11 protein-coding genes are annotated in these 15,054 nt (G+C 38.8%); 10 read left to right on the forward strand and 1 reads right to left on the reverse strand.

The features are described from left to right. Positions 1-5: 5 nt before the first annotated feature. From sufD to AUF14_RS02065, 7 genes are all read left to right on the forward strand, one after another. Entirely contained in the window at positions 6-1,283 is a 1,278-nt protein-coding gene (gene sufD, locus AUF14_RS02035) for a Fe-S cluster assembly protein SufD (protein WP_016180484.1), read from the forward strand. Then, positions 1,283-2,518, forward strand: coding sequence for a cysteine desulfurase (locus tag AUF14_RS02040; protein ID WP_016180485.1), 1,236 nt, complete (start codon positions 1,283-1,285; stop codon positions 2,516-2,518). Before sufD ends, AUF14_RS02040 begins: the two co-directional genes overlap by 1 nt. Then, positions 2,505-2,978, forward strand: a complete 474-nt coding sequence (gene sufU, locus AUF14_RS02045) for a Fe-S cluster assembly sulfur transfer protein SufU (RefSeq protein WP_016180486.1) — start codon at positions 2,505-2,507, stop codon at positions 2,976-2,978. Before AUF14_RS02040 ends, sufU begins: the two co-directional genes overlap by 14 nt. 145 nt (positions 2,979-3,123) lie before the next feature. Continuing rightward, positions 3,124-4,518, forward strand: a complete 1,395-nt coding sequence (gene sufB / locus AUF14_RS02050) for a Fe-S cluster assembly protein SufB (protein WP_016180487.1) — start codon at positions 3,124-3,126, stop codon at positions 4,516-4,518. Between the two features lie 199 nt (positions 4,519-4,717). Then, positions 4,718-7,219, forward strand: a complete 2,502-nt coding sequence (locus AUF14_RS02055; protein WP_016180491.1) for an AAA domain-containing protein — start codon at positions 4,718-4,720, stop codon at positions 7,217-7,219. 141 nt (positions 7,220-7,360) lie between these two features. Continuing rightward, complete coding sequence (locus tag AUF14_RS02060) at positions 7,361-9,070, forward strand: DUF6119 family protein (protein WP_016180492.1); 1,710 nt, start codon at positions 7,361-7,363, stop codon at positions 9,068-9,070. 478 nt (positions 9,071-9,548) lie between these two features. Next, a complete protein-coding gene (locus tag AUF14_RS02065) occupies positions 9,549-10,295 on the forward strand; it encodes a hypothetical protein (protein ID WP_016180493.1) in 747 nt (248 codons plus the stop codon). Between the two features lie 115 nt (positions 10,296-10,410). Here AUF14_RS02065 and AUF14_RS02070 read toward each other — a convergent pair whose 3' ends face one another. After that, entirely contained in the window at positions 10,411-11,655 is a 1,245-nt protein-coding gene (locus AUF14_RS02070) for a hemolysin family protein (RefSeq protein ID WP_016180494.1), read from the reverse strand. Positions 11,656-12,159: 504 nt separating this feature from the next. Here AUF14_RS02070 and AUF14_RS02075 point away from each other — a divergent pair. The 3 genes from AUF14_RS02075 to AUF14_RS02085 are packed head-to-tail and all read left to right on the forward strand — an operon-like array spanning position 12,160 to position 14,898. Then, complete coding sequence (locus AUF14_RS02075) at positions 12,160-12,909, forward strand: SDR family NAD(P)-dependent oxidoreductase (protein WP_102865864.1); 750 nt, start codon at positions 12,160-12,162, stop codon at positions 12,907-12,909. Positions 12,910-12,922: 13 nt separating this feature from the next. Next, positions 12,923-13,720, forward strand: a complete 798-nt coding sequence (locus tag AUF14_RS02080) for an SDR family NAD(P)-dependent oxidoreductase (protein ID WP_016180496.1) — start codon at positions 12,923-12,925, stop codon at positions 13,718-13,720. Between the two features lie 20 nt (positions 13,721-13,740). Beyond that, positions 13,741-14,898 carry an oxidoreductase gene (locus AUF14_RS02085; RefSeq protein ID WP_016180497.1) on the forward strand — a complete coding sequence of 386 codons (1,158 nt, stop codon included), beginning with the start codon at positions 13,741-13,743 and terminating at the stop codon, positions 14,896-14,898. The last annotated feature ends 156 nt before the right edge of the window (positions 14,899-15,054 follow it).

Consider the following 15,054-nt stretch of genomic DNA (forward strand, 5'->3'; position numbering starts at 1 on the left):
GATAGATGAAAAAATGGATAGAATATCTTGAGGCCGTCAAAGCTTTCTCAGCCGAATGGGCCGAACCTCAATGGATGACCGATTTACGGGTCAATGCGTTAACAAAAATCGATGAGCTGCCTTTACCAGTGATTGAAAAGGTAAAATTCGCTCGTTGGAACCTTTATAATGTAAAACCTGAGCATCAAGAAGCAGCGGGGACCATTCCAAGCTTTGATCAAATGAAAGACAATCCAATGATCGTGCAAAGTGGGGAGACGACTGTTTTCGAACAAATCTCACCAAAGCTTGCGGATCAAGGCGTGATCTTCACGGATTTAGTGACAGCGATGCAAGAGCATCCTGAATTAGTCAAAGAATACTACATGCAAAAAGCAGTACCCGTTGAAGAAAATTCATTGACGGCGTTACATGCCGCTTTCATGAACAATGGGATCTTCCTATATGTACCGAAAAACGTGGTGATCGAAGAACCAATCGAAAGTCTCTTCCTGCATAACGGCGATGACGATGCGCATTTCTTCAAGCACGTCTTGATCGTGGCCGAAGACAATAGTGAGTTCTCTTACTTAGAACGTTTTGAATCACAAGGCGAGACAGCGAAGAAACTTTCTGGGAACGTAGTGGTCGAAGTGATCACGAAACCAGGTGCTCGCGTGAAATTCTCAGCGGTAGATTCAATGGGAGCGAATATCGCGACTTATATGAACCGTCGCGGCTACTTAATGCGCGATTCTATGATCGATTGGGCAATCGGTATCATGAATGACGGCAATGTGATCGCGGACTTTGATTCTGATTTAGTGGGTGAAGGCTCACATTCAGAAGTGAAGATCGTAGCGATCAGTGATGGCAAACAAATTCAAGGGATCGATACTCGTGTAACCAATAAGGCCCCGCATACGATCGGACATATTTTACAACACGGCGTTATTCTTGATAAATCTACCTTGACCTTCAACGGGATCGGGCATATCTTAAAGGGAGCGAAGGGCGCCGATGCACAACAAGAAAGTCGTGTATTGATGCTGTCTGAGAAATCTCGCGGCGACGCCAATCCGATTCTTTTGATTGATGAAAATGAAGTCACGGCCGGACACGCGGCCAGTGTTGGTCGGGTTGACCCAGATGAACTCTTCTATTTAATGAGTCGCGGACTAGAGCGCGCGGCAGCGGAGCGTTTGGTTATTCGCGGATTCTTAGGACCTGTTATTACTGCTATTCCAGTTAAAGCCACTCAAGAGCAACTGATCGATACGATCGAAGGGAAGTTGAGTAAATAATGAGGGATTTTTCTACTATTAGAAAAGATTTTCCGATTCTTTTCCAAGAAGTAAATGACGAACCACTTGTTTATTTAGACAATGCGGCAACTACACAAAAGCCGACGCAAGTCTTGGATGTTTTGCGCCATTATTATGAACATGACAATGCCAACGTTCATCGTGGGGTGCATACGTTAGCTGAACGGGCGACAGCCGATTATGAAAATAGTCGCGAAAAAGTCCGAGCTTTTATCAATGCGAAGGAAACAGCAGAAGTCTTGTTCACGCGTGGAACGACCACCGGCTTGAATTGGTTGGCTCGCAGTTATGGCGATGCCTTTATTAAAGAAGGCGATGAAATCGTCATTTCTTATATGGAGCATCATTCTAATATTATTCCGTGGCAGCAATTAGTCGAACGCACAGGTGCAGTTCTGCGTTATTTGCCATTAACGGATCAAGGCTTTATTGATATGACAGCCGCAAAAGACATCATCAACGAAAAAACAGCGATCGTTTCATTGGCCTACGTTTCAAACGTGCTGGGTGTGATTAATCCGATCAAAGAATTAGCGGAAATGGCTCATGCCAATAACGCGGTAATGATCGTGGACGGTGCGCAAGCTACTCCACATATGGCTGTTGATGTTCAAGCACTTGATGCCGATTTCTTTGCTTTTAGCGGGCATAAGATGTGCGGACCAACGGGAATCGGTGTATTATATGGCAAACGTCAATGGTTAGAACAGATGGAACCGGTAGAATTTGGCGGCGAGATGATTGATTTCGTCAATCTGTTTGATAGTACCTGGAAAGAACTGCCATGGAAATTCGAAGCAGGCACACCGAACATCGCAGGTGCCATCGCTTTAGGCGCAGCGGTTGATTACTTGAACGAGATCGGGATGGAGAATATCCATCGCTACGAACAAGAATTGGTTGACTACGTCTTACCTAAGCTGCATGAGATCGACGGAATCACGACTTATGGACCTCAAGATCCAAAACATCATACCGGTGTGATCGCTTTTAATCTGGATGGCATCCATCCTCATGACGTAGCGACTGCTTTAGATATGGAAGGGATCGCGGTGCGTGCCGGTCATCACTGTGCGCAACCGTTAATGAATTATTTGAATCTGCCAGCGACGGCGCGGGCCAGCTTCTATTTCTACAATACGAAAGAAGATGCGGACCGTTTGATCGAAGCAATTCAGGCGACGAAGGAGTTTTTCAAAGATGGCGCTAAATAAATTAGACAATTTATATCGACAAGTGATCTTGGATCATTCCGCTCATCCTCATCATCGTGGAAAGCTAAGTGACTCTACGAAAACGATCGAGATGAACAATCCTACTTGCGGCGACGTGATCGAGCTAGAACTAATTGTCAAAGACGACGTGATCACAGATATCGCATTTTCCGGCAGCGGCTGTTCGATTTCAACCGCTAGTGCTTCTATGATGACGGACGCAGTAATCGGCAAACCAGTCTCAGAAGCAGAACATTTAGCAGTTATTTTTGCCCAAATGGTTCAAGGCAATCCGATTCCTGAAAAGGATGAAGAAGCATTGGGAGACGCAGCGATGCTTAGCGGGGTCGCAAAATTCCCAGCCCGCATCAAATGCTCAACGTTAGCATGGAAAGCCTTAGGCAAAGCATTAACCGATGAACAAGGTAAAGCTCGGGAAGGGCAATATCATAAAGATTAGCAAGATAAATACTTTAATATGAATGAGGATGCCAGTTCTACTTTCTGCTTTAGCAGATTTAGTAGAATGGTATACGGCATGAGAATCAAACTTATTTTTCTGAAGGGAAAATAAATACATTAATACGAATAAGGAGCGGGACTACATGAGTGTACCTGAAATGCAAGAGGAATATCAATTTGGCTTCCACGATGATATCGAACCCGTCTTCACGACTGGTGAAGGTCTATCGGAAGAAGTCATTCGCGAGATCTCCCGCGCAAAAGGAGAACCAGAATGGATGTTGGATTTCCGCTTGAAATCCTTAGAAACATTCAGAAAATTAGAGATTCCCGGTTACGGACCAGATTTATCCGAACTGGATTACGATAAAATCAACTACTTCATCCGTTCCAGCGACAAACCTGCACGTGATTGGGATGATGTACCAGAAGAAATCAAAACGACCTTTGAACGTCTAGGGATTCCAGAAGCAGAACGCGCTTATTTAGCTGGTGCCTCTGCCCAATACGAATCAGAAGTGGTGTATCACAACATGAAGGACGAGTTCACCAAATTAGGGATCGTCTTCACGGATACAGATTCAGCTTTGAAGGAATACCCTGAATTATTCAAAGAATATTTCGGAACATTAGTACCACCATCCGATAACAAATTAGCTGCACTAAACTCAGCAGCTTGGTCAGGTGGAACCTTCATCTATGTACCAAAAGGTGTGAAGACCGATATTCCGATTCAGTCTTACTTCCGAATCAATTCGGCAAACACTGGACAATTCGAACGGACATTGATTATCGTGGACGAAGGCGCAAGTATCAATTATGTTGAAGGCTGTACCGCACCAACGTACTCTTCTGACAGCCTGCATGCCGCAGTCGTAGAAGTTTTCGTTAAAAAAGACGGCTACTGCCGTTACACCACGATCCAAAACTGGTCAAACAACGTCTACAGTTTGGAAACAAAACGTGGACAAGCCCAAGAAAACGCGACAATGGAATGGGTCGATGGAAACTTAGGCTCAAAAGTAACCATGAAATACCCAAGTGTCTATATGGAAGGCAAAGGCGCCCGCGGTACGATGCTATCGATCGCTGTAGCCGGCAAGAATATCGTGCTAGACAACGGTGCCCGCATGATCCATAATGCACCAAACACCTCCAGCTCGATTGTTTCAAAATCCATCGCTAAAGATGGCGGCGCCGTAGACTACCGTGGAACGGTCCGCTTCGGACGAAACAGTGCAGGTTCATTCAGCCATATCGAGTGCGATACGATCATCATGGATGATCAATCAAGTTCCGATACGATCCCGTACAACGAGATCTTGAATGGAAATGTGTCTCTGGAGCATGAAGCGAAGGTTTCAAAAATCTCTGAAGAACAATTGTATTATCTGATGAGTCGCGGGATCTCTGAACAAGAAGCGACGGAGATGATCGTTATGGGATTTGTGGAACCATTTACGAAGGAATTACCAATGGAATACGCTGTGGAGTTGAACCGTCTGATTCAGTATGAGATGGAAGGCAGCGTCGGATAGAAATTTTATAAGTTCCCGAAACGTTGATAAGATAACGTTTCGGGGCTTTTTTTATATTAAGAAATAGTAGTAGCAAAAGACATGTTTATAATTAATTAAATGTGTTATTATTTAAGAATACAAGCATATTAAATATGTTATTAGTCAGTATTTTTGTGTGAACTATGGGGAAGAAAACTATGTATAAATATGTCATGAAATGATAGTACAAAAATTGGAGCTGAATAATATCGATACTAAATCAAAGAAAAAAATAGAGGAGTTTCAAAGGTATTTTATAAGTATAGCCAAACAGCTAGGAGATAAGAACTCTAAAAAATATGAAAAAGGATTTCATCAATGCGTTTGTGAGCAGATTGATTTTTTCGATCCTTCAAGCGCTTTATACGGATATTTGATGAAGCAAAATGAATATAGAGAATATGTAGGGGATCTGATATTTCCATTTGGGATAAATAGTAGTCAGTTAAAGGCTGTTGAGCAAACATTTCAAAACCAAATTTCAGTAATTCAAGGACCTCCTGGTACAGGCAAAACACAAACTATTTTAACGATTATAGCTAACGCCATAATGAATAATAAGACTGTAGCGGTAGTATCTCCTAACAATGCAGCTACAGATAATGTATTTGAAAAACTTGAAAAAGAGGGGCTTTCACTTATCGCTGCCAATTTAGGGAAAACTAAAAAAGCGGAGGCTTTTTTTAAAAATATGTTGTCTATTCCAAAAATAATAAATGAATGGAGAATACCTGAAGATGAATTAGACAGTAACAAGGAGAAACTAACGAAAGACCTTATAAGTTTAAGTCAAATTTTAGATGAGCGAAATCGACTAGCTACATTGGAACAAGAATTGAGAGATTGGCAGCAAGAAAAAAAATATTTTGAATCTTATATAAAGAGTAGAACTGACTCTAATAGTACTTTAAAAACAAAACTGAAACGAACATCTTTAATCAGATTCGATGCCCAAAAGAAAATGAGACTTTTGGTAGATTTGAATTTAAATGATGATCAGCAACTTAATTTTGGAAAGAAAATTAAATATTTTTTTCAATATGGAATATATAATTTTGATCCTTTTCGCTCTAGTGAATCTATTCAAGAACTTATTGATTATGTAGAACGAGAGTATTATCAAAATAAAATAGCATCAATAAAAAAGGAAATAGCAGAAACTTCGTCATTTTTGAAAGGAAGCAACTATAAGAAACTCGATGAGAGCGTTAAAGGTCTATCAATAAGAATATTTAAATCTTTTTTGAGTAGTAAATACACTGTTGGAAATAGTAGGGCGACCAAAGATCAAATGAGGAAAGATTATAAAGAATTTACAAAAGACTTTCCCGTAACACTTAGTACTTGTGATGCGATTACAATGAATATTCAAAAAGGTAATAAATTTGATATTGTTGTAATTGATGAAGCATCTATGGGTGGGTTAGTTCCTAGTATTTTTCCACTTAGTGTTGCAAAAAATATTGTTATCGTTGGTGATAATAAACAATTACCTAATATCATAACGGATAAGGAAGAGAAGCAGAAAAATATAGGACCTCCTCAAGATAGAACATACGATTATTTTGAACATAGTATCTTGTCATCAATAGAAGCAGTATTTGGTGAAGAACTTCCATCCGTCTTGCTAAAAGAACACTATCGTTGCCATCCGATGATTATCAATTTTTGTAATCAGGAATTCTACGATGGAGAGTTAATTGTTTTAAGTGATTTTAATGAAGACGAAAAAGCTTTAGTTCTTGTTGAAACATCTGATGGTAATCATATGAAGTTTGACTATGACAAGAAAATATTTAATCAACGTGAGATTGATAGCGTTTTATCTGAAGAATTTAGTAAAGCTTGCCCGATTATTCATGATATGAAAACTACAGGACTAGTAACACCTTTTAGAAGGCAAGCGGATAAAAGTCTTGCTGCTATTGAAAAACAGCAAAAGAAGTATGTTGCAGATACTGTTCATAAGTTTCAAGGAAGAGAATGTGAAGCAATAATTTTTTCTACTGTTTTAGATAATAAAGGAAGTAAAAGAAATTATAGTTTTGTAGAGGATGAAAAGTTAATCAATGTTGCAGTTTCACGAGCTAAGCGCCTTTTTGTTCTTAATAGTTCTGTGAAAGAGTTTAGTAAGAGAAATGGCAGTATCGCAAGTTTAATTAGACATATTAAGTATAACAGTGATTATTCATTGGAGCATAAAAGTCCAGTGAACTCAATTTTTGATTTGTTAACAAGGGACTTTCAAGATGAGCTGTTTAGAAGAAGAAATAATTATAAAATCAAACATTCTAATTTTGATTCGGAAAATTTAATGATGGATATGATCTTAACTATTCTAGCTGATGAAAAGTACAAATCAATTACGTGTACGACAGAATATACGATAAAGAAATTAGCTAGAGATTTTTCAGTGTTGACAACAGATGAGCAACAATATGTTAAGAATGGTGCAAGATTAGATTTTGTTTTCTACTTTAAAACAGGAAAAGAACCGGTTGCTGCAATTGAAGTGGATGGTCATAAGTTTCATTCGAGACCGGAACAGGTGGTGAGAGATAAGCGGAAAGATAGTATTTTATCTAAATTAGGGATAAAGCTTGCGCGCTTTTCTACTAATGGAAGTGAAGAAGAAAAGAAGCTTAGGGCATATCTTGATAGTTTGGTGGCGGAGGAATAAGGAATTAAGAGTTTGTCTTTAAAAAAATCTATTCTTGTATTTTGCTATTCACAAATAAAATAGAAATTAATTGCTATTTGTTTTTCTATGAGTAAATATTTTTTTAAAGGCTATAAGATTTAGTGAAAGTGAGAGATATATATGAAACCGAAAGTTTATAAATCAAAATATTCATACGCAGAAACTATAAAAAGGCTGGAGAGATCAAGCTATTCTCAAGTTGGAGAGGAAAAGAAATATTCGGATCAGAGTGTAAGAATGAGTCTTTATTTCGAGTCGCATGAAAAATCACATCCGGAATGGATAAATGAATTACTACTTTTTTTTGATAAGGAAAACTTTTTTGATGATGAAAAGCCAATACAATATAATGCTATCATAGTTGTTAAAACAACTAAATCGGTGTACTTACTACCACGTGGTTACGCATTTTGGGTAACTGATGACTTGAGCGAATCTGATTTCGGTTTAAATTTTGCGGAAAAAGCGATAAGAGATGATGACATTTCTTTAAAGAGTGTTAGTTATGTTCAGAGAAATAAAATGAGAGGTGTTTTAAATTACAAAAAAGGTCAAAATGAGTTTCCTCAAGCAAGCGAAAGTTATTTCTTTATCAGTGGAAAACCACAGAATGAAGAGATATATGGCAAAAGTGTAGACTGTGGAACAGGTTTAACAATCTGCAAAAACTTTAATTTAAAGAAAGATTTTAGCATAGATAAATTTGTTTCATTGTTTAATGAAATAGATATTACGCTAAATTTGAAGGAAAAGAAATCGAGTATTCCAAGATGGATTAAGATACAAAAAAAGAATGAGCTAAGTCAAGATTTATCAAATAAATTACTTAGGAGTATCAAGGAGAACGATGGTAATTCTCAGCTGTCTTTCAATATGAATAGAATTCAAGTTTTTGATAATGCAATTAATTTTCTTGAATCAAATCAGAATATAGGTATTTATCTTATGGGTGGAAAGAAGAAGAAGGAAGAAACTTTTCAAACAATAGATTTTGATGAAATGAAAATTTGCAGTTACATTAAAAAATATGCCGGGAAAATTAACTCATTAGATGATATAGGCTTCTCCATATGTGATGATAGTGGATTACCCATAAAAGATAATATAAGGTTTTCACATCTGATGTATGCCGAACTGGAGTATCAGGAAAAGGTTTATATATTAGATAACGGTTATTGGGGATACTTCAATGAAAAATTTTACGAGCTTCTTAAAATTAAACTAAACATAATTAATGGTATTGTGGACTATCCGGAGGCTTATAACATTGCTTATGAGACTCAAGAGGAGGGTGAGCTTTCAGGAGAAGGAGGCTATATCCATGTAGTAACCCAAAAAAACAATTTAATAAAGTTACACAAACGAAATGTGATGGTTTCTGGAGTTCAAGCGGAAATCGCTGATTTTTATGATATAAGTAAGAAGGAGTTAGTAGCAGTAAAAAGAGGGACCAAAACTTCACTAGCTATGTATAGTTTTGAACAATCACTTCTTTCAATTCAGTTATTAGCACATAAAAATGAGCTGTCAGTCGAATCAACATTAGCTAAATATAATGACGGTAGGAAATATAAAGAAGATAGGTATCCAAAAATTTCCAATGCAAAATTGAAAAAAATAGTAAGTTGCAAGAATACTTCGGTTTTGTGGTTAATTGATGATAGTAAAAAATACGTTTATGAAGGAGTTAAAAATCAAAATTTTGACTTGAACAGTTTTAAGTCAATAATGTTGAAACTTAAGATTATAGATTGGTATTCATTTGTATTAGACAATAGTTTTAACCCTAAGCTTTACTTTGCTTTGGATCTACCGGTGCAAAATGGTTAAATTAAAAATAACGTGAATTGGTTGGATTATCAGCGAAATTAAAAGAGAGTCAATAGGGAATAATACATCTTATGAAATTTTTCAGAGGAACATGAAAAGGAATGCTAATTTGTTCTTTAAGGTGAAATTATCTTTTAGAGTTTTGGAAAGATATGTTTTTTTGCGCTGTTCTTACTTGTTTTTACTACATATCTGTGAATGTCGCTTTTAATTTGGTTAAAAAGGAGATTATTACTTTTGTTTAAGATGTCAGATATGAGTTGCAAAAAGAAGAGAATTTAACTAGTAATGAAAAAGAAAACAAAATCGATATTGAATAGAAATGTAGGTATTGATGGTCTGTGAATATAAGTGGAATTCGAAATATTATTATGATTAAATATTAAGAACAATTACTCGTTTAGAAATTAATTGTTGAGAAAGGCATAATGAGGTATTTTTGAAAAATCGTTTTGATAATTAATTGTAGAGGTGAAAAATGGAAAGACTATTTTTTGATTTTAAAGGTGATTTTCAATGGGCAAGTATAGCTGCGATCGTTGCGGTTTTTGGCGCTTTAGCATCGTTATTGTTTTCTTTTTTAAGCTATCATAATACAAAAAAATCAATACTAATTCAAAAAGAGATGGATCAGAAAAAAATCGATGCGGATATAATTTCAAAATCAAGAATGCACTGGATTGATAATACTAAGATGGTAACATCTACCTTTATAACAGATTCATTATCATTGGGTGCAAATATGAAAATGTTTACACAAAAGATAATTCAGCTTAATGGAATAAGGATTGAAATGAGCGAACTCCATGAGAAAAGCATGAATAAAAAACTACCGCAAGCAGAGAGAAATAAAGCAAAAGAAGTTTCCCAACATTGGATAGATGAAGGATCAAAAATTTTTAATAAAGATATGGAAGAAAGAGCTGATGAAATCAATGAATTATTAAAAAGGTTATCCAATAATTTCATGTTAATTAAGTTAAATTTCAGCAACAATGATGAGAATAATACAATAGTTGATTTAGCTTTTAAAATATATGAAGGGCTGAGGAGGCATTCTCTAACTTCAGGATGGGATCAAATGACTAGTGAAAAAGAATTAATTCAAAGTTTGAGAGAGACTGAAAAAGTATTTCAAGAAAATTCTATGAACGCTGAAAAATTTACAGAATTTTTGCGAGACTATTATAAAAGAGAATGGGAAAAAGTAAAAACAGGGAAGTGAGTCTATTAAAAAAATCTCTCTACGGGATATAAAACAAGTCTCGTCATAGAATAAAATGACGAGACAAGAGCAACTTAGTCTTCTCAATAATCTTTTGCAGCCTAACATCATCCATCTACTCTACATCAACAATCGGTTCAATCACCACTTCTTCAATCCTGCGATTCCGCATCTTCGAAATAGTGATCTTCAACCCATCTAACTGAATCGTTTCTCCTTCTACAGGAATTCGTTCGATTGATGCTAAAATATAGCCTGCGACGGATATTGAGTTCGTGGTATTTGTAATATTGAAGAGCTCTTCCAGGCAATCGAAGTCTGAGCGTCCATTTACCAGGAAGCTGCCATCTGCCAGCTTGTAATAATCCAGTTTCTTATTATCGTATTCATCCCAGATTTCCCCGACCAATTCTTCGATGATATCTTCTAGTGTGACGAGTCCGGCGGTCCCACCGTATTCATCGATAATGATGGCTATATGGATTTGATCGGCTTGGAATTTTTTCATTAGCTCGGAAATTTTCATGCTTTTTGGGATGAAGCTGATTGGTTTGACGATGTCTTCGATTCTTTTTTCACCTTTTAGCACATGGTAATAAAAATCTTTTTGATTCACCACGCCGGTCACATCATCGATGCTATCTTGGCAATAGGGCAGGCGAGATAAGCCGGAGGATTCAAAAATTTCAGCTATTTCTTCGGTGCTCTTTTTACTGTTAATGGAAATAATATCGGTACGGGGCACAAAGATTTTTTGTACCTCCAAATCGTTGAATGCGACCACACTTTTGATTAGCAGCTCGTCATCTGCATCGATCGAACCTTCTTGAGCTGCTTCCTCCACAAGAATCAGCAATTCATCTTCGGTGATGGAAGGGGTGACTTCTTTGTTTGGTAACAGCTTCATCAGACCAGTTTTCAAGACAGAGAAAAAGAGCGTCAGTGGATAAAAAATGGTCAGTAAGATTTTCAATGGGCGGGCAACGGCAAGTGCGAAAGTCTCAGGTGCTTCTTTTGCCAATGTTTTTGGAAATATCTCGCCAAAGGTTAAAACCAAAATCGTCATCACAACTGTCGATAGCGTAACGCCGATGTTGCCAAAATAGCGTACAAATAGGACGGTCGCAATCGAAGAGCTTGCGATATTCACGATGTTGTTCCCGATCAGGATCGCGGATAGAAGGCGATCGAAATTATGAAACAATTCTAAAACGTTCCTTGCTTTGTCATTTCCTTCCTCTGCCAATTTAGTGATCCGAATGCGATTTAATGAAGAATAGGCCGTTTCACTCGAAGAAAAGAACGCTGACAAAGCCAGCAATATTACCAATACAACCATCATGACACTTAGATTATCCAAAAAGTTTCCTCCTTATATTTTTCAACCAATGTAAAAAAGCACCCTGTATGCCAACAGCGCACGTTAAAATGATTATTAATAAATAGATGATTATTTTTTTCTATACACAACGAGTCCTCGTCGTCCAAAATATCATTTCTCCTATCTTAGCTAAAAATCTCTTTAATTAACCGTATCGTAGTCCAAATTGAATGTCAAGATAGGATTTAATCACAAATAGACAGGTTAAGAAAACGGCTATTACTTCAGAAGTTTTTATTCAATCAGCTTTTTACAAGAACGAACGTCAATAAGTAAAAATATTGTGCCTTTTTCATGAAGACGTTTTCTAAGCACCTGATTAATGCTATCATTGTAGTAGTAACGTAGTATCCCCCAAACTTTATTCGATTCATCAAGACATCTGTCTGCAACTAAAATCCAACAAGAGTTTCTAATTGAACAAATGTAACTGTCCTATTTTCATTTGAAGTTTTTTTGCTTTTTGAAAAGGGAGGTAGAACGATGTTCCAAGATTACAAAGTTGTGATTACTGGTGCGACTTCTGGTATTGGCCTGGCTACGGCTCGGCTGTTTATCAAGGAGGGCGCGACAGTGATTGGGATCGGTCGGAATTTTAGCAAGACGAAGGATTTAGGTGATCGGTTTATTCCTCGGACCTGTGATGTGCGGGATGCCGATGAGATCGTAAAGACGTGTGATTTTATCAAAGAAACGTTTGACAATGAGTTGGATGTATTTGTGAACAATGCGGGTTTTGGTGAGAATACCACGATTCGTGATGTGACGGTCGATCAATTTGATCGCTGCTTCAGTCTTTTGCTGCGGGCACCGATGCTGTTTGCCAAAGAATTGTATCCTCTTTTATTAAATGCTCCGAAAAACAACGCAAGTATTATCAATACCGCTTCTGCCGCCAGCCGAACTGTCAGCTCTGAAAATCCTTTGTATAATCTAGCGAAAAACACCGTGGTGCTGTATACCAAGCAGCAAGCCCAGGGCTTTATTGGCGTGCGCTGTAATAGTGTGTCGCCGGGCTTTATCCAAACACCAATCTTCCAACGAGATGGTGTCAATATGGCGGAAGCTGATGTCTTGGCGATGTATGATCAAATGGCGCATATTACTTGCGGACGAACAGGGAAACCAGAAGAGGTAGCGGATTTGATCGCGTTTCTAGCCTCGAAAGATGCACAGTACATCAATGGCGCCGATGTCTTGATCGACGGCGGCTTGATGACGGTCAGTAACTAGGGGGGAAAATAAAATGTTAAAAGATTCTATCGTAATGATTACTGGCGCGACTTCTGGCATCGGCTTGGCGACAACGAAGGAATTTCTGGATCAGGGGGCAACGGTAATCGGGATTGGGCGAAATTTCAGTCGAACGAAGGAGTTAGGCGAGAACTTTTTGCCGTTTAAATGTGACGTGACGGATGAGGAGCAGATCAAAGCAACGGTGGCTTTTGCGAAGGAAAAATTCGGTAGATTAGACAGCTTGATTTGCAATGCGGGTTCTGCGATCGTGGGTACGGTTGAGGAGGTGGATTCGGGTGAGTTTGAACGGGCCTTTCAATTGTACGTGCTGCATGCCGCATTGTTTACTAAATATTGTGTGCCGCTTTTGCGCAAGTCGGAAAATCCGAGTATCACCCACACCGCCTCGGTGGCTTCCTTCATGATTGGGGATTCGGTTCCTTATAATGTCTTGAAGGCCGCATTATTGAATTACACGCGGCAAAGTGCGGCGGCGTTGTTAAATAATAATCCAGCGGATATGTTTGGGCGACCTAAAGCAGTAACGGAAATCGATGAAGGCGACAATACCTTCATTCGGGTAAACGCGGTTTGTCCGGGATTGATCCGTACGAATTTGATGCCGGATCAAGCGTGGGAAATGTTGGGAACCGAAGCAGCATTGAAGGCGATCCCGAGTCGGCGGATCGGTGAGGATTGGGAGCCAGCGAAATTATTTGCTTTCTTAGCATCGGCTAAAGCTAGCTTCATCACTGGTGCGACCATCACGATCGACGGCGGCTGGTATACAACACATGCACGAGTATAAAAGAAAGTGAGGAATCATAAATGAAAGAAAAATATGCAGCATTATTTGAACCGATTGGATTGAAGCACGGCGGGCGTTTGGAGAATCGTTTCGCGATGTGTCCGATGGTGGTTTTCGCAGCTGATCCAGCAACGGGGCAACCAACGGAGGAGGATATCAAGTACTTTGAGCGGCGCAGTAAGTTTGCGGATTTGTTGATTACTGGTGCGATCACGGTTCAGGAAAATATCCAAGGACATCCGAAACAATTATCTATCTTTAATGATGAAGCAATTGATGCTTACAGCAAATTAGCTGCGGCTATGAAGAGCAATGGCAGCAAAGCGATTGGTCAGATTCAGCATCCCGGCCGTGAAGGCGCGTATGGCTGCTATGTCACTGGAAAGGCCTACGCACCAAGTGCGATCGAATTTCCATTTTTGCAATACAAGGTAACCGAATTAACAGAAGATGAAGTCTGGCAAGTGGTGAAGGATTTTGGCTTAGCGGCCCAGCGCTTGTTAAAAGCCGGCTTTGACGGTGTGGAGATTCACGGGGCAAATCACTATTTGATCCAGCAGTTTTTCTCTAGCTATTCAAATCAACGGACGGATTATTGGGGCGGCTCGTTTGAAAAGCGGATGAACTTTGCCATTGAAGTGACGAAAGAAGTCTTGAAAGTCGCGCGAGCAGAGAATCCTGAGGCAATTGTCGGCTATCGGATTTCACCGGAAGAGATTCATGGGGAGATGGTCGGGTATGACTTGGATGATTCATTGAAATTGATCGATAAGCTGTTGGAACAAGACCTCGATTTTCTTGATTTATCTTCAGCAGCAGGCGGAAACTTTGGTAAAGATGCTTATAAGGCGATGCCGCAAAGAGGCGATTTTACTGAGCCAGTTAGCTTAGTGATCAAGAAGTTTGTGGCAGGCAGAGTGCCGGTAGTTATCTCAGGGACGATTCGTTCAGCCGATGATGCCTTGGATGCACTGAACTACGGCGATGTGGCGTCGATGGGTGTGGCAGCATTATCTGATCCAGACTTCAAAGAAAAAATCTTAGCAGATAAAGAAGAGACGATCCACATGAATGTCAAAGGACATACGGAGGATTTGGAATTGCCGTCAGGCTTGATTGAAGTTTATACGGCAGGGATTGGATTGCCGCAGGTTGAAGGGTTGATTAAGAAAGAGTAGCGACCGTTCCGTTATGGAGAAATACTGAAAGTCTCTGATTATGTTTACAACAACATGAAATAGGCGCGAACACCATTGTTTACAGCTTGTAGACAATGGTGTTTTTTTGGTGAATTATTTGTTTATTTCAAATATAACAAATAAAACAATTATCCA

This window comes from Enterococcus avium (assembly GCF_002891025.1).
GTDB classification, from domain to species: Bacteria; Bacillota; Bacilli; order Lactobacillales; family Enterococcaceae; genus Enterococcus_A; species Enterococcus_A avium.

Coding starts and splice junctions, on each gene's coding strand:
- sufD (WP_016180484.1), top strand. CDS start 6: ATGAAAAAATGGATAGAATATCTTGAGGCCGTCAAAGCTTTCTCAGCC.
- AUF14_RS02040 (WP_016180485.1), top strand. CDS start 1,283: ATGAGGGATTTTTCTACTATTAGAAAAGATTTTCCGATTCTTTTCCAA.
- sufU (WP_016180486.1), top strand. CDS start 2,505: ATGGCGCTAAATAAATTAGACAATTTATATCGACAAGTGATCTTGGAT.
- sufB (WP_016180487.1), top strand. CDS start 3,124: ATGAGTGTACCTGAAATGCAAGAGGAATATCAATTTGGCTTCCACGAT.
- AUF14_RS02055 (WP_016180491.1), top strand. CDS start 4,718: ATGATAGTACAAAAATTGGAGCTGAATAATATCGATACTAAATCAAAG.
- AUF14_RS02060 (WP_016180492.1), top strand. CDS start 7,361: ATGAAACCGAAAGTTTATAAATCAAAATATTCATACGCAGAAACTATA.
- AUF14_RS02065 (WP_016180493.1), top strand. CDS start 9,549: ATGGAAAGACTATTTTTTGATTTTAAAGGTGATTTTCAATGGGCAAGT.
- AUF14_RS02075 (WP_102865864.1), top strand. CDS start 12,160: ATGTTCCAAGATTACAAAGTTGTGATTACTGGTGCGACTTCTGGTATT.
- AUF14_RS02080 (WP_016180496.1), top strand. CDS start 12,923: ATGTTAAAAGATTCTATCGTAATGATTACTGGCGCGACTTCTGGCATC.
- AUF14_RS02085 (WP_016180497.1), top strand. CDS start 13,741: ATGAAAGAAAAATATGCAGCATTATTTGAACCGATTGGATTGAAGCAC.